This is a genomic window from Nocardioides sp. BGA-UO-ETr-FS32 (assembly GCF_059567905.1).
Map to the genome: position 1 here is coordinate 190491 of NZ_JCAQOX010000017.1, position 21081 is coordinate 211571.

The following is a 21081-nucleotide window of genomic DNA, read 5'->3' on the forward strand; positions in this document are numbered from 1 at the left end:
TTCCTCCGTTGGATGGGTGGTCGCGCGGATCAGCGCTGGCCGTAGACGTTCTGGTAGCGATCGAAGAGCGCGTCGACGTGGTGCTGCCCGATGGCGACGGGATCGCCGAGCTGGCGGGCGATGTGCACGGTGCGGGCGACGTCCTCGCACATCACGGCCGCCTTCACCGCCGCACGGGCGGTCGGGCCGATCGAGAAGACGCCGTGGTTCTGCATCAGCACCGCCGGCGACCGGCTGTCGCGCAGGGTCTCGACGATCCCGCGGCCGATCGAGTCGTCGCCGATGATCGCGAACGGCCCGACCGGGATCTCCCCGCCGAACTCGTCGGCTCCCATCGTGAGCACGCACGGCACCGGCTCGGCGCGCGCGGCCCACGCCGTGGCGTACGTCGAGTGGGTGTGCACCACGCCGCCGACCTCGGGCATGTGGCGGTAGACGTAGGCCTGCGCCTCGGTGTCGGAGGAGGGGGCGTGCTCGCCCTCGACCACGCGGCCCCGCAGGTCGCAGACGACCATGTTGTCGGGCGTGAGGTCGTCGTAGGACACCCCGCTGGGCTTGATCACGAGCAGGTCGTGGCCCGGCACCCGGGCCGAGACGTTGCCCGCGGTCCACACGACGAGCTGGTAGCGGGTGAGCTGCTCGTGGAGCCCGCACACCTCCTGGCGCAGCGCGCGGATCGTGTCGGTCACGTCGGCGACGACGGTCATGTCAGGCCTCCCCGTCAGTGGCGTACGAGCGGCGGGCGACGGCGTCGCGGCGGATCGCCTTGAGCCGCCGCATGGTCGTCGTGGCGCGGCCGAAGTGGTCGTGGAGCGCGACGTACTGCTCGAACAGCGGGTCGTACGCCGCGGCGCGCGCCTCGTCGGGCACGAAGACGTGGCGGCGCACCTTGCCCATCTGCTTGGCGGCGGCGGGCACGTCGTCGTACGCCCCGGCGGCCACCGCGGCGTGGATCGCGGAGCCGAGCGCGGGGCCCTGCTCGGAGTCGATGACCGACAGCGGCAGCCGGGTGACGTCGGCGTAGACCTGCATCAGCAGCGCGTTCTTCTGGAGCCCGCCGGCGACGATGAACTCCTCCACCGGTACCCCGCTGTCGCGGAAGGTCTCGACGATGACCCGGGTGCCGAAGGCGGTGGCCTCGAGCAGCGCGCGGTAGACGTCCTCGGCGCGGGTCGCCAGCGTCTGCCCGACGACGAGCCCGGAGAGCTCGTGGTCGACGAGCACCGACCGGTTGCCGGAGTGCCAGTCGAGCGCGACGAGGCCGTGCTCGCCGACCTCCTGCTGCGCGGCGAGGCGGGTCAGGTGCTCGTGCACCGACTCCCCCGCGGCGGCCGCGGCCTCGGCGTAGGAGGCGGGCACCCCGTGCTCGACGAACCAGCCGAAGATGTCGCCCACCCCGCTCTGCCCGGCCTCGTAGCCCCAGAGCCCGTCGACGATGCCGCCGTCGACGACGCCGCACATGCCCGGCACCTCGCGCAGCACCTCGGCGTTCATCACGTGGCACGTAGAGGTGCCCATGATCGCGACCATCTGGCCCGACCCCACGGCCTGCGCGGCGGGGGCGGTGACGTGGGCGTCGACGTTGCCGACCGCGACCGCGATGCCCTCGGGGAGACCGGTCCAGGCGGCCGCCTCGGCGGTGAGCGTCCCGGCCTTCTCGCCGAGCGCGCCGATGCGGTGCTCGAGCTTGTCGGTGACGAAGTCCCCGAAGCCGGGCGAGAGCGCGGTGAGGAACTCCGGCGACGGGTACGCCCCGTCCTGACGAATGCCTTTGTAGCCGGCCGTGCACGCGTTGCGGACGTAGGTCCCGCACAGCTGCCACACGATCCAGTCGGCCGCCTCGACCCAGTGGTCCATCCGGTCGTAGAGGTCGAGGTCCTCCTCGAAGAGCTGGAGCCCCTTGGCGAACTCCCACTCCGAGGAGATCAGCCCGCCGTAGCGCGGCAGCCACGGCTCGGCGCGGTCGCGCGCGAGCTGGTTGATGCGGTCGGCCTGGCCCTGGGCGGCGTGGTGCTTCCAGAGCTTGACGTAGGCGTGGGGCCGGCCGGCGAGGCCGTCGACCTCGTTGAGCGGGGTGCCGTCGGCGAGCGTCGGCACCATCGTGCAGGCGGTGAAGTCGGTGGCGATGCCGACGACCTGCGCGGGGTCGATGCCGGCGGCCTCGACCGCGGCGGGGACGGCGACGCGCAGCACCTCGCGGTAGTCCTCGGGCACCTGCAGCGCCCACTCCGGCGGCAGCGGCCGCTCGGTGCCCGCGAGGTGCGCGGGCAGCGACCGCTCGAGCACCGCGTGCGGGTAGGGGTGCACGCCGGTGCCGAGCTCGGCGCCGTCGGAGACGCGTACGACGACCGCGCGGCCGGAGAGCGTGCCGTAGTCGACGCCGACGACGTACTGCTCAGATGACATCAGGAGGTCCTCTCGGTGCTGGCTCGGACGACCAGCTCGGGCTTGATGAGTCGGTCGGGGCCGGCCTCGCCGGCCAGGGCGGCGCGCAGGATCTCGATCGCGCGACGCCCGACGGCCTCGAAGTCCTGGCGGACCGTGGTCAGCGGCGGGATCAGGTACGCCGCCTCGGGGATGTCGTCGAAGCCGACGACGCTGACGCCGCGGGGGCCGGTCGGCACCGCGCGGCCGGCCTCGCTGAGCGCGCGCAGCAGGCCCAGTGCCATCTGGTCGTTGGCGCAGAAGACGGCCGTGACGTCCTCGCGCTCCGCGATCCCGCGGCCGAGCTCGAAGCCGCTGGCGGCCGACCAGTCGCCGGTCACGTGCTGCGAGGGCCGCAGCCCCGCGGCGTACATCGCGTCCTGCCAGCCGCGCAGGCGGGCCCGCGCCTCGGTCCACTCCTGCGGACCGGCGAGGTGGACGATGTCGGTGTGGCCGAGCTCGATCAGGTGGCGCGTGCCGAGCTCGGCGCCGGCGACCTGGTCGACGCCGACGGTCCAGCGGGCGTTGGCGGGGTCGCCCTCGACGACGATCACCGGGACGCCCCACTGCTCCTGCGCCCGCGCGACCTCGACCGCGTCGTTGGTCGCGTGGATGAGCACGATGCCCTCGACGCCCTGGTTGCGCAGGTGGTCGATGGCGTCGACGAGCTCCTCGCGCGTCATGCTCTGGAGGTTGACCGAGCTGACGAAGTAGCCCGCGTCGCGACCGGCCGCCTGGATGGTGCGGTGCACCGTCGACGGTCCCCAGTAGCCGCTCTTGGAGCCGATCACGCCGATGGTCGCCGACTTGCGGGTGACCAGCGCGCGGGCCGCGGTGTTGGGGCGGTAGCCGAGCTGGCGGATCGCCTCCTCGACCTTCTCGCGGGTGGCGGGGCGCAGGTTGTTCTGCCCGTTGATGACCCGGGAGACGGTCTGGTGCGACACCCCGGCCAGCCGCGCGACGTCGGCCATGACGGGCGTCCGCCGGACGCCGGGCTCGGCCTCGATCATGCGCGTCGCCTGGTGGCGAAGCGCTGCACGATGACGAAGGCCAGGAGCAGCACGCCGGTGATGATGCGGATCCAGTAGGAGCTCAGCGTGCCGTCGAAGGAGATGAGGGTCTTGATGATGCCGAGCACCAGCACGCCGAGCAGCGAGCCGAGGACGTAGCCGCGACCGCCGGTGAGCAACGTGCCGCCGATGACGACCGCGGCGATGGCGTCGAGCTCCATGCCGATCGCGTGCAGGCTGTTGCCGGAGAGGATGTAGAGGGAGAACAGCAGCCCGGCCAGCGCGGCGCAGAAGCCGCTGATGACGTAGACGCCGACCTTGGTCGCCGCGACCCGCAGGCCCATCAGCATCGCCGAGCTCTCGTTGCCGCCGATGGCGTAGACCGTGCGGCCGAAGCGGGTGCGCGCCAGGACGTACGCCGCGACCACGACCGTGAGCAGCGCGACGACCGTCGACCAGCGCACGTAGTAGTCCCCGATGTAGATCGTCCGGAACGCCATCTCGGTGAAGGTCGGGTCCTTGATCGAGATCGACTCGACGCTGATCAGGTAGGTGAGGCCGCGCGCGAGGAACAGCCCGGCGAGCGTCGCGATGAACGGCTGGATGTCGAAGTAGTGGATGAGCAGGCCCATCAGCAGGCCGAGCAGCGTGCCGGTGGCGAGCACCGCGGCGATCGAGGCGTACGGCGGCCAGCCGACCTGGAGCGTCTTGGCGGCGATCATCGTCGACAGCGCCACCACCGAGCCGACCGAGAGGTCGATGCCGCCGGTGAGGATGACGAAGGTCATCCCGACGCCGAGCACGATGAGGAAGCTGTTGTCGATCAGCAGGCTGAGCAGGACCTGCGGGTCGGTGAGGCCGTCGTAGCGGATCCCACCCACCCCGAAGAGGCCGACGAACAGGGCCGCCGTCGCGATGATCGGCAGGTAGCGGTTGGGCGGACGGTAGGTCCGGACCCGGTCCCAGGTGGAGGCGGTGGGGACGGTGATGGCGCTCATGCTGCGGGACCTGCCTTCGCGAGGACGGGAGTCGGGGCGCCCGGCCGGCGTACGCGCAGCAGGGCGCGCGCCTTCGGCGACTGGAGGAGGCACACGGCGATCACGACGACCGCCTTGAAGAGGTAGTTGACCTCCGAGGGGATCCCGATGTTGGGGATGGTGCGGGCCAGCGTGGCGATGAACAGCGCCCCGATGAACGTGCCGGCCAGCGAGAACCGGCCACCCATCAGGGAGGTGCCGCCGATGACCACCGCGAGGATCGCGTCGAGCTCGATCCAGAGGCCGAGGCTGTTGGCGTTGACGGAGTTGGTGTTGGCCGCGATCACCAGGCCGGCGAGCCCGGCGCACAGCCCGGAGAAGCCGTAGACGGTCCAGATGATGGTGCGTGCCCGGACGCCGGCGAGGCGGCTGGCCTCCGGGTTGATGCCGACCGCCTCGATGAGCATGCCCAGGGCCGTGCGCCGGGTGAGCAGGGCGGTGAAGACCAGCATCCCGACCGCGACGAGGAAGGCCAGGGGCAGCGTCAGCACGAAGCCGGAGGCGAGGTCGCTGAACCACGGGTTGTTGACGGTCGTGATCTGGCCGTCGGTGATCGCCATCGAGATGCCGCGCCCGGCGACCATGAGGATCAGCGTCGCGATGATCGGCTGGATCCCGAGGACGGAGACGAGCAGGCCGTTCCAGGCGCCGAGGACGATGCACACCACGACCGCGTAGGTCATGGCCATCACGGCGGTGCTCAGCGCGGCCTCGTCGCCGGCGCCGATGATCCGGGTGCAGGCGACCGCTGCGGCGATCGCGGCGATCGCGCCCACGGAGAGGTCGATGCCCCGGGTGGCGATGACCAGCGTCATGCCGAGCGCGACCAGCATCACCGGCGCGCTGTTGCGCATGATGTCGATGACGTTGCCGTAGAGGTGGCCGTCCTGCATGCGCACGTCGAGGAACGACGGCTTGGCGATGACGTTGACCGCGAGCAGCACCAGCAGCGCGAGGACGGGCCACAGGAGCTGGTGGCGCAGCACGCGCTGGGCGAGGGTCGGGTTCTCAGGCACGGGTCTCTCCCTCCCGGGCCTCGCCCGCGATGATCTCGAGGACGTCGCGGACGCTGACGTCGTCGTTGGTCTGCTCGTGGATCTTGCGGCGGTCGCGCATCACGACCAGCCGGTCGCTGAGGCGCAGCACCTCCTCGAGCTCGGCGGAGATGAACACGACCGAGAGGCCCTGCGCCGCGAGCTCGGCGACCTTGGCCTGGATCTGGGCCTTGGCGCCGATGTCGATGCCGCGGGTGGGCTCGTCGAGGATGAGGATCTCCGGCTCGGTGATCAGCCACCGCGCGAGCAGCACCTTCTGCTGGTTGCCGCCGGACAGGTTGCGCATGAGCGCACTCGGGTCTGCGGGCCGGATGTCGAGGGCCTCGATGTAGTCCTTGACCAGCCGCGCGCGGGTCGCCTGCGGGATCGGGCGCAGCCAGCCGCGCGAGGCCTGCAGCGCGAGCAGCATGTTGTCGGCGACGGTGAGGTCGCCGACGACGCCCTCGGCCTTGCGGTCCTCGCTGGAGAACGCGATGTGGCGGTCGATCGCGTGGCGCGGGCTGCGCAGCTTGCGGCGGTGCGACCGGACCGCGAGCTCCCCGCTGTCGGCGGTGTCGGCACCGAAGAGCAGGCGGGCCAGCTCGGTGCGGCCGGAGCCGAGGAGGCCGGCGATGCCGACGACCTCGCCCTCGAAGAGCTCGAGGTCGGTGGCCTCGAGGGTGTTCTTGCGGCCGAGGCCGACCGCCGTGAGCAGCGGGGTCCCGGACCCGGTGGCGGTCTGCCCCGCCGCCCGGTCGAGGCGGTCGAGCACCTCGAGCTCGCGGCCGATCATGAGGCGTACGAGCTCGAGCTGGGTGGTGTCGGCGACCTTCCGCTCCTCGACCAGCTTTCCGTTGCGCAGGATGGTCATCCGGTCGGCGATCTCGTAGATCTGGTCGAGGAAGTGGGACACGAAGACGATCGCCACGCCCTCGTCGCGCAGGCGACGCATGACGGTGAAGAGCTTCTCCACCTCGTCGGCGTCGAGGCTCGAGGTGGGCTCGTCGAGGATCAGCACCTTGGCCTCGACGTCCACGGCGCGCGCGATGGCGACGAGCTGCTGCACCGCGATCGGGTGCTCGTCGAGGACCGTGCGGGGGTCGATGTCGATGCCGAGGTGGAGGAGGGTGCGACGGGCGCGCCGGTTCATCTCGCGCACGTTGATCGAGCCGAACCGGCGCGGCTCGCGGCCGAGCAGCATGTTCTCGGCGACCGTCAGGTTCGGGACCAGGTTGACCTCCTGGTAGACGGTGCTGATGCCGGCGGCCTGCGAGGCGGCCGGGGAGTGGAACTCGTGCTGCTCGCCGCCGATCGTGATGACACCCGAGTCGATCGTGTAGACGCCGGTGAGTGCCTTGATGAGGGTGGACTTGCCGGCGCCGTTCTCGCCCATCAAGGCGTGCACCTCGCCGGGGAACAGCCGCACCGAGACGCCGTCGAGGGCGCGGACGGCTCCGAAGGTGATGGAGATGTCGCGCATCTCGATCACCGGCAGCGCCTCCGCCTCGGACGGGGCGACGGTCTCCGGCTGCGTCCTCATCTGGGTCATCTCGTTCCTCTCTGGCTGACGCCGCACCCCCGGGGTGCGGCCCGGGGGTGCGGCTGATCCGTGGGCTGGGATCAGTACTGCCGCTCGGGCAGGACCTCAGCAGCCTGCTCCTGGGTGAAGGTGGTCTCCTCGGTCACGACGCGCTCGGGGACCTCCTCGCCGTCGAGGACCTTCTTGGCCAGGTCCATCAGCTGGGGACCGAGCAGCGGGTTGCACTCGACGATGTAGTTGATCTTGCCGTCGGCCAGGGCCTGCATGCCGTCCTTGACCGCGTCGATCGTGATGATCTGGATGTCCTTGCCGGGCTCGAGGCCGGCAGCCTCGATCGCCTCGATGGCGCCCAGGCCCATGTCGTCGTTGTGGGCGAAGACGACGTCGATCGAGTCGTCGGACTGCAGGAAGGACTCCATCACCTGCTTGCCGCCGTCACGGGTGAAGTCGCCGGTCTGGGACGCGGTGACCTCGATGCTGTCGTCGGCCGCGATCTTCTCGGCGAAGCCCTCGGCGCGGTCGATCGCGGGAGCGGCACCGGTGGTGCCCTCGAGCTGGACGACGTTGACGGTGCCGTCGCCGTCGACGTCGGCCTCCTTTGCGTTCTCGACGAGCCACTCGCCGGCCTTCTCGCCCTCGAGGACGAAGTCGGAGCCGAGGAAGGTCTCGTAGAGGGAGGTGTCCTCCACGTCGACCGCGCGGTCGGTGAGGATGACCGGGATGCCGGCCGCCTTGGCCTCCTGGAGGACGGCGTCGAAGCCGGTCTCCACCACCGGGCTGAAGGCGATGACGTCGACCTTCTGCTGGATGTAGGAGCGGATCGCCTGGATCTGGTTCTCCTGCTTGCCCTGGGCGTCGGTGAACTTGAGGTCGATGCCCTCGGCCTCAGCCGTCTCCTGGATGGACTTCGTGTTGGCCGTGCGCCAGCCGCTCTCCGCGCCGACCTGCGCGAAGCCCATCGTGATCGTGCCGTCGTCGTTGCCGCCGGAGCCCGACTCGGCGTTGCTGCTGCCGCAGCTGGTGAGAGCGAAGGTGCTCAGAGAGATCGCCGTTGCAGCGACCAGGGTCTTCTTCACCACTGTCTTTCCTCCACATCAAAGGGGCTGTCTCGCCCGTGTGACCGGTGTCACGTGCCATGAGTGTGAGCGCTAACATTCCGCGCGTCAAGCCTTCCCAGCAGAATCTCTCACACCGGATGTGAACGTTCACCCGGAACGGGCACGAGGCAGGAGCCGTGATGGACACCCTCCTCCCGGGCGTGCGCGGCCACGGCCTGCGCCCGCTGCGGCGCGGTGCCGGGCTGCCGGTCCGGCGGATCGCGCAGCACCTCGGCGTGCGCGAGTCGACGGTCTACAACTGGGAGTCCGGCCGCGCCCGGATCCCCGGCGACCACCTGCCCGGGCTGGCGTCGCTGCTCGGCGCGTCGCCGACCGCGCTCGTCCCGGTCCTGCGCTCGTCTCCTCCGCCCGGCGCGCGCGGACCGCTGCCGCCGCTGCGGCGGCTGCGGCGGCGTACGGGGTTGTCGCAGGAGGCCGTCGCCCGCCGGATCGGCACCACCCGGCAGCGGCTCGGCGCGTGGGAGCGCGGGCAGGTGCCGCCGCTGTGGGCCGTACGCCGGCTCGCGCGGGCGTACGGCGTGCCGGTCGCGCGGGTGGCCGCCCTCGCCGGGGTGCCCGCACCGCGCCTGCTCGACCCGGCGCGGTGGCGCGCCGGCGACCTGCCCGAGGTGCTGGCAACGCTGCGCGGCTGGAACGGCCTGACCCAGGCGGAGGTCGCGCGGCGGTGCGGCCTGCACCGCACCACGGTCCGCGGCTGGGAGAACGGGCGCGGGGTGCCGAGCGGGCGGTCGCTCGAGCGGCTGGAGCGCCTTCACGGCCTGCCGGCCGGGTCGCTGCGGGCGGCCTACCCGGGCGGCTGAGCGGGGGCGGCGGTCGACCGGCGCACCGTGAGCGTCGGCACGATGGGGTCGAGGGTGGCCTCGTCCTCACCGCGCACGGCGGCGAGCGCCAGGCTCAGCGCGCGGCGGCCGAGCTCGGCGAAGTCCTGCGACACAGTGGTGAGCGCCGGCCAGTAGTACGCCGACTCCGGCACGTCGTCGAAGCCCACGACACTGACGTCGTCGGGCACCCGCCGGCCGCGCTCGTGGAGGGCGTTGAGGAGGCCGAGGGCCATCGGGTCGTTGCCGGCGAAGACCGCCGTGACGTCGGGGTCGTCGGCGATGAGGAGCCCCGCGCGGTGCCCGCTCGCCGGCGACCAGTCGCCCTCGAGCTCGGGACCCGGCAGCAGCCCGCGCTCCTCGTGTGCCCGGCGCCAGCCGGCACGGCGCTGCTCGGCCTCCACCCAGTCGGCCGGACCGGCGACGTGGGCGACGTGGCGGTGGCCGAGGTCGAGCAGGTGACCGACGGCGAGCTCGGCGCCCGCCTGCTGGTCGATGCCCGCGGAGAGGGGCGTCCCGGCCACGACGCCCTGCACCGTGACGATGGGGATCGACAGCTGCAGGGACTGCGTCATCTCGGCGGCCTCGCGATGGGCCACCGCGACGACGATCGCCTCGACGGCTTGGTCGAGCAGGCGCTCGACGGCGTTGTCGAGCATCTCGGCGGAGAACTCCGGGAGCCCGACGAGCGACACGTCGTAGCCCTCGGCGTAGCCCGCCTCCTGCACGCCCAGCGCGATCATGCTCGGCCCGTGCAGCCCGAGGTGCGCAGTGACCATGCCGATGCGGCGCGAGCGGTTGGTGGCGAGGAGCCGCGCGGCGAAGTTGCGGCGGTAGCCGAGCTCCTCGATCGCGGCGAGCACGCGCAGCCGCGTCTCCTCCTTGACCAGCGAGGCGTCGTTGAGCACGCGCGACACGGTCTGGTGCGAGACGCCCGCGAGCGCGGCGACCTGCGCCATGCTCGGCGACCTCCCTGCTCCTCGCCGGCTGCCGTTGTCCCCCATGCGCGCATCCTAGGGTGGAGGACCGTCGGTGACGTGGTCACGCACCAGCCCGGCCGCCAGGTCGAGGGTGCTCGGGTCCACGGCGGTGGGGGTCGACGCGGCGGCCCCGCCTGCGGCGAGCAGGACCTCACCTGCCTGCCACGACGTGATCGAGTCCTGCTCGGCCACGAGGGAGCCGACGGACGCCGGGTCGTACGGCAGCTCGAGTCGCGCGTACACGTCGGTGAGCACGGCGCGGACCGCCTCGAGGTCGTCGACCACCGCCAGCGCGCTGAACAGCCAGGCGTCGCGGACCACGCGCTGGGCGGTGCCGACGAGCTTCGCCACGCCGCGTGCGTTGACGCTGTGCTCGCCGGGGCAGTACTCGCCCGGCACAGGACCGACCCGGGCGTCGACGCCCAGCCCGGCGAGGCCGGCGGCACAGCGCCGTCCGTACGCCTCGAAGCGGTGCTGCATCCGGTCACCCGGCCCCACCTCGCGCCGGACGTGGTCCACCACGACCGATCGTGGCGTGTAGGCCACGGCGCGACCGCCCACGACGCGCACCGCCGTGTCGAAGCCGTGGTCGCGCGCCGCGGCGACGGCCGCCGCGAAGCCGGGGAGCCTGGTGTCCCGGCGCCCGAACACCACGGTGGCGGCGGCGGGGCTGTAGACCCGGTGCGCGGCGAGCAGCTCGCCCGCCGAGGCCTGTCGCAGGAGCGCGTGGGTGATGGCCAGCTCGTCGGCCTCGGTGCGCCCGAGGCGCCCGACGTGCAGCGGCTCAGACAAGCAGGGACAGGGGGTGGTGGAGGGCCTCGACGAGGGCACTCATCCATTGTGCGGCGAGGGCTCCGTCGATGGCGCGGTGGTCCGCCGAGAGCACGAGCTCCGCGACCGTGCGGACCACGACCTGGCCGTCCTCCACGACGGCCGTGGGACGACCTGCCCCGACGGCGAGGATGGCGGACTGCGGCGGGTTGATGATCGCGGAGAACTCGTCCACGCCGTACATGCCGAGGTTGGAGATGGTGATCGAGCCGCCCTCGAGGTCGCGCTGCTGCAGCGTCCCTGCGTTGGCCTGCTCGGCGAACGCCTTGACCTGCCGCGAGATCGCGGAGAGGGAGCTGGTCTCCACCTGGCGGAGCACCGGCGTCACCAGGCCCCGCTCGGAGGCGATGGCGACCGAGATGTCCACGTGGTCGAAGCGGCGGATCGCCTCGTCGGTCCAGATCACGTTGGCGTCGGGGACCTGCTGGTGGGCTGCGGCGATCGCGCGGATGAGGAAGTCGTTGACCGAGACCTTGGTCCCCGTGGACTCGACCAGCTGCGCGCGCAGCTCCAGCAGCGGATCGAGGGTGACGCTTCGCCTGACGTAGAAGTGCGGGACGTCCTGCTTGCTCTCGGTGAGGCGTCGGGCGATCGCCCGGCGGAGCCGGCTGTGCGGAACGTCGGTCCACGGGCCGTCGGTCGGGCCGTCGGTCGGGCCGTCGGTCGGGGCGTCGGTCGGGGCGGGCGCGGGCTCCGCGGCCGGCACCTCCGTGGCGCGGCTGGCGGCGATGAGGCCCTCGACGTCCCGCTTGCGGATGCGGCCTCTCGGCCCCGTGCCGACGAGTCCGTCGGTGGAGAGGCCGGCCTCGCGGAGCAGCTTGCGTGCGAGGGGGCTGGCGAAGACCCGAGTGGCCGGTGCGGGCGCGACAGCAGGCGCAACCTCAGGGGCGTCGACAGGCGAAGCGACAGGCGCAGCGGCGGGCGCAGCGCCGTAGCCGAGCTCCACGAGCGCGGCGTCGAGGTCGGTGCCGACGTCGGAGGACGAGCCGACCAGTGCCATCGGCAGGCCCACCTCGATCGTGGTGCCGGGTTCGACCAGGGCCTTGAGGAGCGTGCCGCCCTGCGGCGCCTCCATCTCGACCACGGCCTTCTCGGTCTCGATGACCGCGATGGGGTCACCGGTGGTGTAGTCGGTGCCGGGCTGGACGAGCCAGTCGGCGATGACGACCTCGGTCGCGCCAGCGGCGACCTCGGGGACCAGCAGGAGCTCCGGCATGGGTGTGTCCTTCGGGAGGGGGCGTGAATGAGGTGGTCAGGCCTGCGCGATGCGCCTGAGCGCGTCGACGACCTCGTCTGTCTTGGCGATGGCGGCGCGCTCGAGCACCTTGCTGATGCTCGGGGAGGCCTCGGCGCCGGTGACGCGCTCGACGGGGGCGTCGAGCCAGTCGAAGAGGCGGCGCTGGATCTCGTCGGCGAGCCAGCCGCCGTACGACGTGCCGACGGCGCCCTGCTCGACGATCAGGACCTGGTTGGTCTTGCGGACGCTGGCCTCGATCGTCTCCCAGTCGAGTGAGGCGCGGTCGAGCCAGCGTAGGTCGATGAGGTCGGCGGAGACGTCGACCTGGTCGAGGGCCTCGAGGCAGTGGTTGACCATGGTGAGGTAGGAGATGACCGTCAGGTCGTCGCCCGTGCGGCGTACGGCGGCCTTGCCGACCGGCAGCAGGTAGTCGAGGTCGTCGACCGGACCGGGGCCGGTCGACGTGTAGAGGTCGACGTGCTCCAGCACGACCACCGGGTCGTCGCAGGTGAGGGCGGTGTTCATGAGGCCGACGTAGTCGAAGGGCGTGGACGGCGCGACCACGCGCAGGCCGGGCGCGGTGGTGAGGATGCCGGCCGGGTCCATCGAGTGCTGGGATCCGTAGCCGGTGCCGGCCGCGAGCTTGCTGCGCAGCACGAACGGCACGGCCGACTCGCCCCCGAACATGTGGCGGGCCTTGGCGACCTGGTTGAAGAGCTGGTCGGCGGCGACCCACATGAAGTCGGCGTACATGAACTCCACGACGGGGCGGAAGCGACCGTCGAGGGCCATGCCGCCACCGAGGCCGGCGAAGGCGTTCTCGCTGATCGGTGTGCCGAGGACGCGGTCGGGGAAGAGCGCGAGCGGCTTCTTGGTGGCGCCGTTGGTGCCGCCCTTGAGGCCGTCGACGTCCTCGCCCATGACGACGATGCGCTCGTCGGTCTCCATGCGCCGCGCCATCACGTCGCTCACGACGTCGATGAAGCGACGCTGCGCGAGCTCGCCGCCGAAGGTGTCCTCGTCCTCGAAGCGGCTGCCCTCGAGCTCGGAGAGATCACCGCGCACGCCGACGTCGACGAAGTCGGTGTCGGGCCAGAGCGATCCGATGATGCGACGCTCCTTGGGCTTGCCCCCGGGGACGGGCTCGAGGAGCTGGTCGCCGATCTCCTGCATGGTCGTGTCGATCGCGTCGGTCATCGCGTCGATGTCGGCCTCGGTGGCGAGCTCGCGCGCGAGGACCTGGCGGCGGAGCTGGGCGATCGGGTCACGCGCCCGCCAGGACGCCTCCTCCTCCTTGTCGCGGTAGCCGAAGGCGGAGCCCGGGAAGGCGCCGTTCTGGTGGAAGAAGCGGTAGAGGTCGGCCTCCAGGATCGTGGGCCCCTTGCCGGCGCGCATGTGGTCGACCGCCTCGGTCATCGCTGTGTGGACGGCGAGGGCGTCCATGCCGTCCACGCGCCAGCTGGGGATGCCGAAGCCCGCGCCACGACCGGAGAGGCGGGGCTCGCCGGTCGCCTTGGCGACGTGGGTCGAGACGGCGTACTGGTTGTTCTCGATGAAGAACATCACCGGGAGCTTCCACGCTGCGGCGAGGTTGAAGGTCTCGAGGACGGACCCGATGTTGACGGCACCGTCGCCGAAGTAGGTCACCGACACCGCGTCGCTGCCCGAGTGCAGCATGTTCCACGCGAAGCCGGCGGCCTGCGGCACGCCACCGCCGACGATGGCGTTGGTGCCCATCGCGCCGGCCTCGCGCCACTGCAGGTGCATCGAGCCGCCGCGCCCGCGGCAGTAGCCGTCGGCCAGTCCGCAGATCTCGGCCAGCGTCTTGTGCAGGACCTCGCGGACCTCGGTGGTGATCTCCGGCAGGCCGGCGGACTTCGGCTCGAGCACGTGGCCGAAGGCCTTCGCGAGGAACTGGTGGTGACCGCGGTGCGAGCCGTTGACGAAGTCGTCGGAGCGCAGCGGCAGCACCGACCCGACCGCTCCGCCCTCCTGGCCCACGCTCGAGTGGGCGGGGCCGTGGATCAGGCCCTGGTTGGCCAGCTCGAGGACGTACTCCTCGAAGGATCGGATCCATTGCGCGCGCCCCAGGAGCTGGAGGAGGACCTGGGGGTCCGCCGCGGCCCAGTCGTCCTGGTCGACGGTCAGCTCCACCCAGGGCGCCGCCGGCGTGAGCTCGTGTCGCTTCGTCATTGGTCCTCCGACGATTGATCCATTGAAGACGGTTGCGCACCACTGCGAAGCGGTACAGACTGACCGTACGGCACTGAATGGATACATTGCAAGGAGTTCACGAGATGCGCGTCACACCTGTCCTCTCCGTCACGAGGGTCGACCACATCGGGATCACGGTCCCGGACCTCGCGGAGGCGCACGAGTTCTTCGTGGGGGTCCTGGGGTGCGAGTACCTGTACCGGCTCGGCCCCTACCGCGACGACGACGGACCGTGGATGCGCGAGCACCTCGACGTCGACGAGCGCGCCGTCATGGAGCGCCTGCACTTCTACCGGCTCGGGGGACAAGCCATCTTCGAGGTGTTCCAGTACGCCGCCGCCGGGCAGAGGCCCATCCCGCCGCGCAACAGCGACGTCGGGGGTCACCACGTCGCGGTCTACGTCGACGACCTCGACGCGTCCGTCGCGGCCCTCCGCGACGCCGGGATCCGCGTCCTCGGCGACCCGACCACGAGCCGCGGGCCGAGCGAGGGCCAGCGCTGGGTCTACTTCCTCAGCCCGTGGGGCATGCAGTTCGAACTAGTCTGCTACCCCGACGGCAAGGCGTACGACCGCGACCCGTCGGCATTCGCCTGAGAGGAGCATCGATGACCGAGACCGCCGGCTCCCGGGTCGCCAGCCAGCGGGTCGCCGAGGTGCTGCGCGAGCGCATCCTGTCGGGGCGGCTGCGTCCCGGCACCCGCATCAAGCAGGACGAGCTCGCCGAGGAGCTCGACACCAGCCGGATCCCGGTGCGTGAGGCGCTGCGCATCCTGGAGACCCGCGGCCTGGTCGAGGTGCGCTCCAACTCCGGCGCCTGGGTCGGGCAGATGGACCTGCACGACCTGACGATGAGCTATCAGATCCGCGAGCGCATCGAGCCGCTCCTGCTCGCCGACAGCATGCCCCGCCTCGGCGAGGAGGACGTCGCCGAGCTGCGCGACCTGCAGGCACGCATCGAGGCCAACGACGACCTGGAGACGTTCATGGTCCTGGACCGCGAGCTCCACTGGCGGACGTACGCCGGGCACCGCACGCCGCAGCTCGCCGCCATGGTCGAGCGGCTCTGGGACACCACCCAGCACTACCGGCGGGAGTTCGCGCGGCTGATGGGGGCTCGGGGCGCCTGGGCGGTCAATGCGGAGCACCGCCTTCTCGTGGACGCGATCGCCGCCCGCGACGAGGGCACCGCGAGCCGTGTCCTGGCGCTCCACATCCAGCGCACCCGCACCGAGCTGATGCGGCACCCTGAGGTCTTCACCGCCTCGACGGCGATCCCCTAGGCCTCCAGGTAGCGCGCGGTCGTGGCGTACGCGTCCCGCACCGCAGCCTCCACCGGCCGTCTGCGGTAGGACTCGCTGAGGATCTCGAGGCCCCACGGCCCCTCCCAGCCCATCGACCTGAGGGTGTCGATGAACTCCGCGACCGGGAAGTCGCCCTCCCCGCAGAGCGCCCGGCGCAGCACGGTGTCCTCGTAGCCGTCGCCGTGGGCCCGGGCGGGACCGTCGTTCAGCTCGACCGCACTGATGCGGTGGAGCGGCACCCGGGCGACCTCCTCCATCGTCGTGGAGCTGCGCACCAGGTGCCAGAGGTCGAGCATGAGCCCGGCGTTGGGATGGTCGGCCCGCTCCACGAGGTCCAGGGCGCTCGCCAGGGTGGAGATGTTGGCGAACGGCATGAACTCCAGGCTCACGACCGTCCCGGTCGTGGCGAAGGCCGTGGCCACCCGGTGCAGGTGCTCGGCGTAGCGGTCGAGGTCGTACGCGGATCCGTCCAGCGCCGGGCCGACCTTGAGCTCGTAGGCACCGAGCTGCTCGGCGGCGTCCAGGAGCAGCCGCATCGTCGCGTCCGATTCGGCCCGCTCGTCGTCCGGGAGCCACCAGTCGGTGAGGAACTCGAGCTCGACGTAGCGCAGCCCCGCGTCGTCGACGACCCGACGCAGGTCCGCCAGGGATCGCCCGCCGGCCAGGTAGGGGACCAGGTCGTGGTGCACGATCCCCACCCCCGCGAAGCCGGCCCGGGCCGCGAGCCGGACCCGCTCCTCGAGCGGCACCGGGCTCACCTCGAGCCCCGGCAACGGGGCCGCGTCGCCCGCAGTGGTCCAGCAGGCGGCGACGATCTCAGGACGCATGACTCAGTTGAGCGCGAACCCACCGCAGACGTTGAGCGCCTGTCCGGTGATGTTGTGGGCGAGCGGGGAGGCGAGGAACGCCGCGGCGGTGCCGATGTCCTCGGGCGTCTGCGGCCGACCCAGCGGGATCTGGTCCAGGACGCCCTGCCAGGCCTCCTCGGTGCTGATGCCCTGCGCCTCGGAGATCTCGGCGAGCTCGTCCTCCCACATCGCCGTACGGACCATGCCCGGGCACACGGCGTTGACACGGATGCCGGTGGGGCCCAGCTCGAGCGCGAGCGCCTGCGTGAAGCCGATGACGGCGAACTTGGTGGCCGAGTAGTGGGTCATGTTGGCCTTGCCCTGGCGCCCGGCGACCGAGGAGATGCTGATGATGCTGCCGCTCCCCTGCTCCTTCATGACGCGGGCGACCGCTCGGGTGGTCCGCTGCACGCCGGTGAGGTTCACCGCGATCATGGAGTCCCAGGTGCGGTCGGACATCTCGACGATGGGCGTCCGGCCGGACAGGCCGGCGTTGTTCACCAGGACGTCGATGCTGCCGAGCTCGGCCTTCACGTGCGCGGCGAGCGCATCGCTGGAGTCGGCGCTGGTGACGTCGTGACCGACGCCGATGGCGCGGATGCCTTCGGAGACGAGCCTGGCGGCCGTCTCCTGGGCCTTGGCCTCGTCGATGTCGGCGATGACGACCTGCGCCCCGAAGCGGCCGAGGGATCTGGCGATCCCCTCGCCGATGCCCTGGGCGGAGCCGGTGACGATGGCCACCTGGTCCTCGAGGAGGGGCAGGTCCTGCAGTTCGGTCATGGCTGTGTCTCTCCTGGTGGTCCGGTGCAGATCAGATGGTGGTGTAGCCGCCGTCGACGAGCATCTGGGTGCCCGTCACGAAGGACGCGTCGTCGGAGGCGAGGAAGGCGATGGCGGCGGCGACCTCGGAGGCCTCCCCCGCACGCGCCATGGGGGTGTCGTCGATGAGGCCCTGGGAGATGTCGCTGTCCTGGGCGACGGTCATCGGCGTCCAGATGAAGCCGGGGTGGACGGAGTTCACGCGGACGCCCTGGGCGGCGTACGTCGCCGCGGCGTTGCGCGTCATCATCGTGACCGCGCCCTTGGAGGCCTGGTAGGCCGCGACACCGCTGGTGCCGACGATGCCCCACATCGAGGAGACGTTGACGATCGCGCCGGAGCCCTGCGCGACCATGCCGGGCAGGACGGCCCTCATGCCGTGGAGCACGCTGGTCTGGTTGAGCCGGATGACCCGGTCCCAGGCCTCGAGATCGATGTCGGTGATGGTCTCGTAGGCGCCGACCGTCCCGGCGTTGTTGACCAGCACGTCGACCTGCCCGGCCCGGGCGACGACCGCCGCCCAGCTGTCCGGGTCGGTCACGTCGCCGTGGACGGAGGTGACGCCGGCGACCTGCTCCGACGGCTCGTTGAGGTCGACGCCGAGCACGGTGCCGCCCTCAACGGCGAGGCGGCGGACGGTCTCGAGGCCGATGCCCTGCGCGGCCCCGGTCACGATGCAGGTCCTGCCGCGGAAGCGGGTGGCGGTCATCGGGTGGTCTCCTCTGCCTCGGTCCGAAGGTGTTGCGCGACGGCGCTCTCGTCGTGGTCGGCGTACCCCGCCGCGACAGCTTCCTCCAGGACGGCCAGCGACCGCTCGCTCTGCGGGAGCCGGGCGCCGACGTCGGCGGCGAGCCGGAGGGCGTACGTGAGGTCCTTCGCGGCGAGCTCGAGCCGGAACGCGACCGGCACAACGTCCGGGCGCTCGAAGGCGTCGCGCCGGTAGTGGACGAAGGGTGCGGCGACCGCGCTGCGGGCGAAGACGTCGTAGGCCAGCTCGCGCGCGATGCCGCTGCGTTCCGCGAGGACCAAGGCCTCGCTCAAGGCCCCGTTGAGGCCATGGACGACCGTGTTGACGGCCAGCTTCATGGCTGCGCCGGCACCGTTCGCGCCGAGGTGCACCGGCGTGCCGAGCGCCTCGAGCACGGGCTTTGCGGCAGCGAACGTGGCCGGGTCGCCGCCCACCATGAGGGTGAGCTCCCCGGCGCTGGCCGCAGCGACGCTGCCCGAGACGGGTGCGTCGAGGAACGAAGCGCCGGCCTCCCGCACGGCCGCGGCCAGCAGTGCGGACGTGGTCGTGGTGACCGTGCTCATGTCCAGGACGACCGCGGAGGGGCGCACGGCCCCGAGCGTGCCGTCTGGCCCGGTGTGCACGGCGGTCACCACCTCGTCGTTGGCCAGCATCGACACGACGAAGTCCGCCGCGCCGGCCGCCTCGGCGGGGGTGTCGGCGACAGCACCACCATGGTCGCGGACGAACGCCTCGGCGACGTCGCGCGACCGGTTCCAGACGGTGACGTCGTGCCCGGCGGCCAGCAGGTTGGCAGCCATCGGGGCGCCCATGCGCCCGAGGCCGAGGAACGCGATAGTGCTCACAGGTCGACCGCCAGGTACTTGGTCTCCAGGAACTCGTGGATGCCGGCGAACCCGCCCTCGCGACCGAGGCCGGACTCCTTCATCCCCCCGAACGGCGCGGCGGGGTCGGAGGCGACGCCGCGGTTGATGGCGACCATGCCGCTCTCCAACCGCCTCGCCACCCGGATGCCCTCACCCGCGTCGGCGGCGAAGACGTAGGAGATGAGCCCGAAGTCGGTGTCGTTGGCCATCTCCACCGCCTGGTCGGTGCTCTCGACCGTCACGATCGGGGCGACCGGACCGAAGATCTCCTCCCTGGTCAGGGTCTGGCCGTGGACGACGTCGCGCACCACGTAGGGGGAGATGAAGGCACCTGTCGCGGGCGCCTCGGACACGGCGCCGGGGCGGCCGCCCTCCTCGGCCGCCTTCTCGATGAGACCGAGGACCTTGTCACGCTCCCTGGTGCTGACGAGCGCGCCGAGGTCGTTGGCCGGGTTCAGGCCGCTGCCGATGCGCAACGCACCGAGTGCCCGCTCGAAGGAGTCGGTGAACTCCGTGGCCAGCGACTCGTGGACGTAGAAGCGGTTGGCGGCCGTGCAGGCGGACCCGCCGTTGCGCATCTTGGCGACCATCGCGCCGTCGACGGCCTTGTCGACGTCGGCCCCCTCGAGCACGAGCAGGGGCGCGTTGCCGCCGAGCTCCATCGACGAGGGCAGGGCGCGGGTGGCGGTCTGCGCGAGCAACAGCTTGCCGATCGGGGTCGATCCCGTGAAGGACAGGGTCGCCGTACGCCGGTCCGCGAGGACCGCCTCGGACACGGGTCCCGGCTCGGACGTGGTGATGACGTTGACCACCCCGGCCGGCACACCCGCTCGACGCAGGACCTCGGCCACCCACAGCGCCGTGAGCGGCGTCTCCGCTGCGGGCTTGAGCACCGCGGTGCACCCCGCCGCGAGGGCGGGTGCGAGCTTGCGGGTCGCCATGGCAGCGGGGAAGTTCCACGGCGTGATCATGTAGGCGACGCCCATCGGCTGGTGGTCGACGATGATCGTCTTGTCGCCGTTGGGTGCCAGCCGGAAGTCACCGGGCACCCGGGAGGCCTCCTCGCTGAACCAGCGGAAGAACTCGGCGGCGTACGTCGCCTCCCCCATCGCGTCGCTCCACGCCTTGCCGTTCTCGAGCACGATGAGGCGGGCACACTGCTCGAGCTCGGCCGACATGATCTCGTAGGCGCGACGCAGCACCTCGGCCCGGAACCGGGGCGCGGTGGCGGCCCACGGTCCGAACGCCCGGTGGGCGGACGCGACGGCCTCGAGGGCCTCGGGGACGGTGGCGTCCGAGACCCGGGCGAGCGGGCTCCCCGTGGCCGGGTCGTCCACCTCGAGCGTGCGGTCGGTGGAGACCCACTCCCCGTCGATGAGCAGCCCGGTGGGGACCTCGGCCAGGAACGAGTCCTGCAGCTGGGTCACTGGATCACGATCCCGCCGTCGATCATCAGGAGCTGGCCGGTCATGTAGTCGCTGTCCGGGCTGGCGAGGAAGGCGGCGGTGCCGACAACGTCCTCGGGGTAGGAGTAGCGCTTCATGAGGATCATGTTCTCGGCGAGGGAGTCCATGGACTCGCCGATCTTGTCGAACTTGCCGATCTCCACGAGCTCACGGTCGAGCTGCTCCCACATCTCGGTGCGTACGACCCCCGGTCCGTAGCCGTTGACGGTGATTCCGTACTCCCAGAGCGACTTCGCCCCGCCCTTGATGAGGGCGAGCACTGCGTGCTTCGACGCGCCGTAGACCACGACGTCGTCAAAGGTCTCCCGCGACAGGATGGAGCCGACGTTGATGATCTTGTACGGGAAGTGCTGCTTGCCCTGCGCCTTCATCTGGCGGGCTGCGGCCTGCATGCAGTTGAGGGTCCCCCATGTGTTGACGCCCATGATCTTCTCGTAGTTCTCACGGGTGATGTCGAGGAAGAACAGCGGATTGTTGATGCCGGCATTGTTGAGCAGCACGTTGATGCTGCCGAACGACTTCACCGTGTGGGCGACGGCCGCGGCGGCGTCCTCCTCGCTGGTGACGTCAAGCTTGATGTGTGTCGCCTTGCCGTTCCCCGCGGAGTTGATCTCGCCAGCGACCTTCTCGACGCCCTCGACGTTCACGTCACCGAGGCAGACGTTGGCGCCCTGGGCGGCGTAGTCGAGGGCGACGGCGGCGCCCATGCCCTGGGCGGCGCCGGTGATGAGGATGTTCTTGCCGGCGAGTCGGGTGGTGTCCACGAGGGGCTCCTGTCGGTGGTGGGT

20 protein-coding genes are annotated in these 21081 nt (G+C 71.4%); 3 read left to right on the forward strand and 17 right to left on the reverse strand.

The genetic code is table 11. The features are described from left to right. Window positions 1–29: 29 nt before the first annotated feature. From AC57BS_RS21115 to AC57BS_RS21145, 7 genes are all read right to left on the reverse strand, one after another. Entirely contained in the window at window positions 30–707 is a 678-nt protein-coding gene (locus AC57BS_RS21115) for an L-ribulose-5-phosphate 4-epimerase (protein WP_496413417.1), read from the reverse strand. A 1-nt stretch (window position 708) separates the two neighbouring features. Then, window positions 709–2406, reverse strand: a complete 1698-nt coding sequence (gene araB / locus AC57BS_RS21120) for a ribulokinase (protein ID WP_496413418.1) — start codon at window positions 2404–2406, stop codon at window positions 709–711. After that, window positions 2406–3434 (reverse strand): LacI family DNA-binding transcriptional regulator, encoded by a 1029-nt coding sequence (locus AC57BS_RS21125; protein ID WP_496413419.1) that lies wholly within the window; start codon window positions 3432–3434, stop codon window positions 2406–2408. Before AC57BS_RS21125 ends, araB begins: the two co-directional genes overlap by 1 nt. After that, window positions 3431–4432 (reverse strand): galactofuranose ABC transporter, permease protein YjfF, encoded by a 1002-nt coding sequence (gene yjfF / locus AC57BS_RS21130; protein WP_496413420.1) that lies wholly within the window; start codon window positions 4430–4432, stop codon window positions 3431–3433. Before yjfF ends, AC57BS_RS21125 begins: the two co-directional genes overlap by 4 nt. Beyond that, window positions 4429–5487 (reverse strand): ABC transporter permease, encoded by a 1059-nt coding sequence (locus tag AC57BS_RS21135; RefSeq protein ID WP_496413421.1) that lies wholly within the window; start codon window positions 5485–5487, stop codon window positions 4429–4431. Before AC57BS_RS21135 ends, yjfF begins: the two co-directional genes overlap by 4 nt. Beyond that, window positions 5480–7054, reverse strand: a complete 1575-nt coding sequence (locus AC57BS_RS21140) for a sugar ABC transporter ATP-binding protein (protein WP_496413422.1) — start codon at window positions 7052–7054, stop codon at window positions 5480–5482. Before AC57BS_RS21140 ends, AC57BS_RS21135 begins: the two co-directional genes overlap by 8 nt. Before the next feature lie 71 nt (window positions 7055–7125). Next, window positions 7126–8121: an ABC transporter substrate-binding protein gene (locus tag AC57BS_RS21145; protein WP_496413423.1), complete on the reverse strand. Its 996-nt coding sequence runs from the start codon at window positions 8119–8121 to the stop codon at window positions 7126–7128. A 161-nt stretch (window positions 8122–8282) separates the two neighbouring features. Here AC57BS_RS21145 and AC57BS_RS21150 point away from each other — a divergent pair, with 161 nt between their 5' ends. Beyond that, window positions 8283–8963: a helix-turn-helix domain-containing protein gene (locus AC57BS_RS21150; protein WP_496413424.1), complete on the forward strand. Its 681-nt coding sequence runs from the start codon at window positions 8283–8285 to the stop codon at window positions 8961–8963. On the opposite strand, the gene AC57BS_RS21155 is transcribed toward AC57BS_RS21150, so the two are convergent. The 4 genes from AC57BS_RS21155 to AC57BS_RS21170 are packed head-to-tail and all read right to left on the reverse strand — an operon-like array spanning window position 8948 to window position 14222. Continuing rightward, on the reverse strand, window positions 8948–9985 hold the full coding sequence (locus tag AC57BS_RS21155) for a LacI family DNA-binding transcriptional regulator (protein ID WP_496413425.1): 1038 nt from the start codon (window positions 9983–9985) through the stop codon (window positions 8948–8950). The genes AC57BS_RS21150 and AC57BS_RS21155 overlap by 16 nt on opposite strands. 9 nt (window positions 9986–9994) lie before the next feature. Then, window positions 9995–10753, reverse strand: a complete 759-nt coding sequence (locus AC57BS_RS21160; RefSeq protein ID WP_496413426.1) for a lipoate--protein ligase family protein — start codon at window positions 10751–10753, stop codon at window positions 9995–9997. Next, the gene (locus AC57BS_RS21165) at window positions 10746–12008 is read right to left on the reverse strand and encodes a dihydrolipoamide acetyltransferase family protein (RefSeq protein WP_496413427.1); all 1263 of its coding nucleotides are present in this window, start codon (window positions 12006–12008) and stop codon (window positions 10746–10748) included. Before AC57BS_RS21165 ends, AC57BS_RS21160 begins: the two co-directional genes overlap by 8 nt. A 36-nt stretch (window positions 12009–12044) precedes the next feature. Beyond that, window positions 12045–14222, reverse strand: a complete 2178-nt coding sequence (locus AC57BS_RS21170) for an alpha-ketoacid dehydrogenase subunit alpha/beta (RefSeq protein ID WP_496413428.1) — start codon at window positions 14220–14222, stop codon at window positions 12045–12047. Window positions 14223–14326: 104 nt separating this feature from the next. Here AC57BS_RS21170 and AC57BS_RS21175 point away from each other — a divergent pair, with 104 nt between their 5' ends. Beyond that, complete coding sequence (locus AC57BS_RS21175; RefSeq protein ID WP_496413429.1) at window positions 14327–14839, forward strand: VOC family protein; 513 nt, start codon at window positions 14327–14329, stop codon at window positions 14837–14839. An 11-nt stretch (window positions 14840–14850) separates the two neighbouring features. Continuing rightward, window positions 14851–15525: a GntR family transcriptional regulator gene (locus tag AC57BS_RS21180; RefSeq protein WP_496413430.1), complete on the forward strand. Its 675-nt coding sequence runs from the start codon at window positions 14851–14853 to the stop codon at window positions 15523–15525. Here the strand turns inward: AC57BS_RS21180 and AC57BS_RS21185 are convergent. The 6 genes from AC57BS_RS21185 to AC57BS_RS21210 are packed head-to-tail and all read right to left on the reverse strand — an operon-like array spanning window position 15522 to window position 21057. After that, window positions 15522–16373: a sugar phosphate isomerase/epimerase family protein gene (locus tag AC57BS_RS21185; protein WP_496413431.1), complete on the reverse strand. Its 852-nt coding sequence runs from the start codon at window positions 16371–16373 to the stop codon at window positions 15522–15524. The two genes, AC57BS_RS21180 and AC57BS_RS21185, sit on opposite strands and share 4 nt — an antisense overlap. A 3-nt stretch (window positions 16374–16376) precedes the next feature. Beyond that, window positions 16377–17174, reverse strand: coding sequence for an SDR family NAD(P)-dependent oxidoreductase (locus tag AC57BS_RS21190; RefSeq protein WP_496413432.1), 798 nt, complete (start codon window positions 17172–17174; stop codon window positions 16377–16379). 31 nt (window positions 17175–17205) lie between these two features. Further along, window positions 17206–17922, reverse strand: a complete 717-nt coding sequence (locus AC57BS_RS21195; protein WP_496413433.1) for an SDR family NAD(P)-dependent oxidoreductase — start codon at window positions 17920–17922, stop codon at window positions 17206–17208. Then, window positions 17919–18806 (reverse strand): NAD(P)-dependent oxidoreductase, encoded by an 888-nt coding sequence (locus tag AC57BS_RS21200; protein ID WP_496413434.1) that lies wholly within the window; start codon window positions 18804–18806, stop codon window positions 17919–17921. The genes AC57BS_RS21195 and AC57BS_RS21200 overlap by 4 nt, the downstream gene beginning before the upstream one ends. Next, the gene (locus AC57BS_RS21205; RefSeq protein WP_496413435.1) at window positions 18803–20254 is read right to left on the reverse strand and encodes an NAD-dependent succinate-semialdehyde dehydrogenase; all 1452 of its coding nucleotides are present in this window, start codon (window positions 20252–20254) and stop codon (window positions 18803–18805) included. Before AC57BS_RS21205 ends, AC57BS_RS21200 begins: the two co-directional genes overlap by 4 nt. Beyond that, the gene (locus AC57BS_RS21210) at window positions 20251–21057 is read right to left on the reverse strand and encodes an SDR family NAD(P)-dependent oxidoreductase (protein WP_496413436.1); all 807 of its coding nucleotides are present in this window, start codon (window positions 21055–21057) and stop codon (window positions 20251–20253) included. Before AC57BS_RS21210 ends, AC57BS_RS21205 begins: the two co-directional genes overlap by 4 nt. Window positions 21058–21081 lie beyond the last annotated feature (24 nt).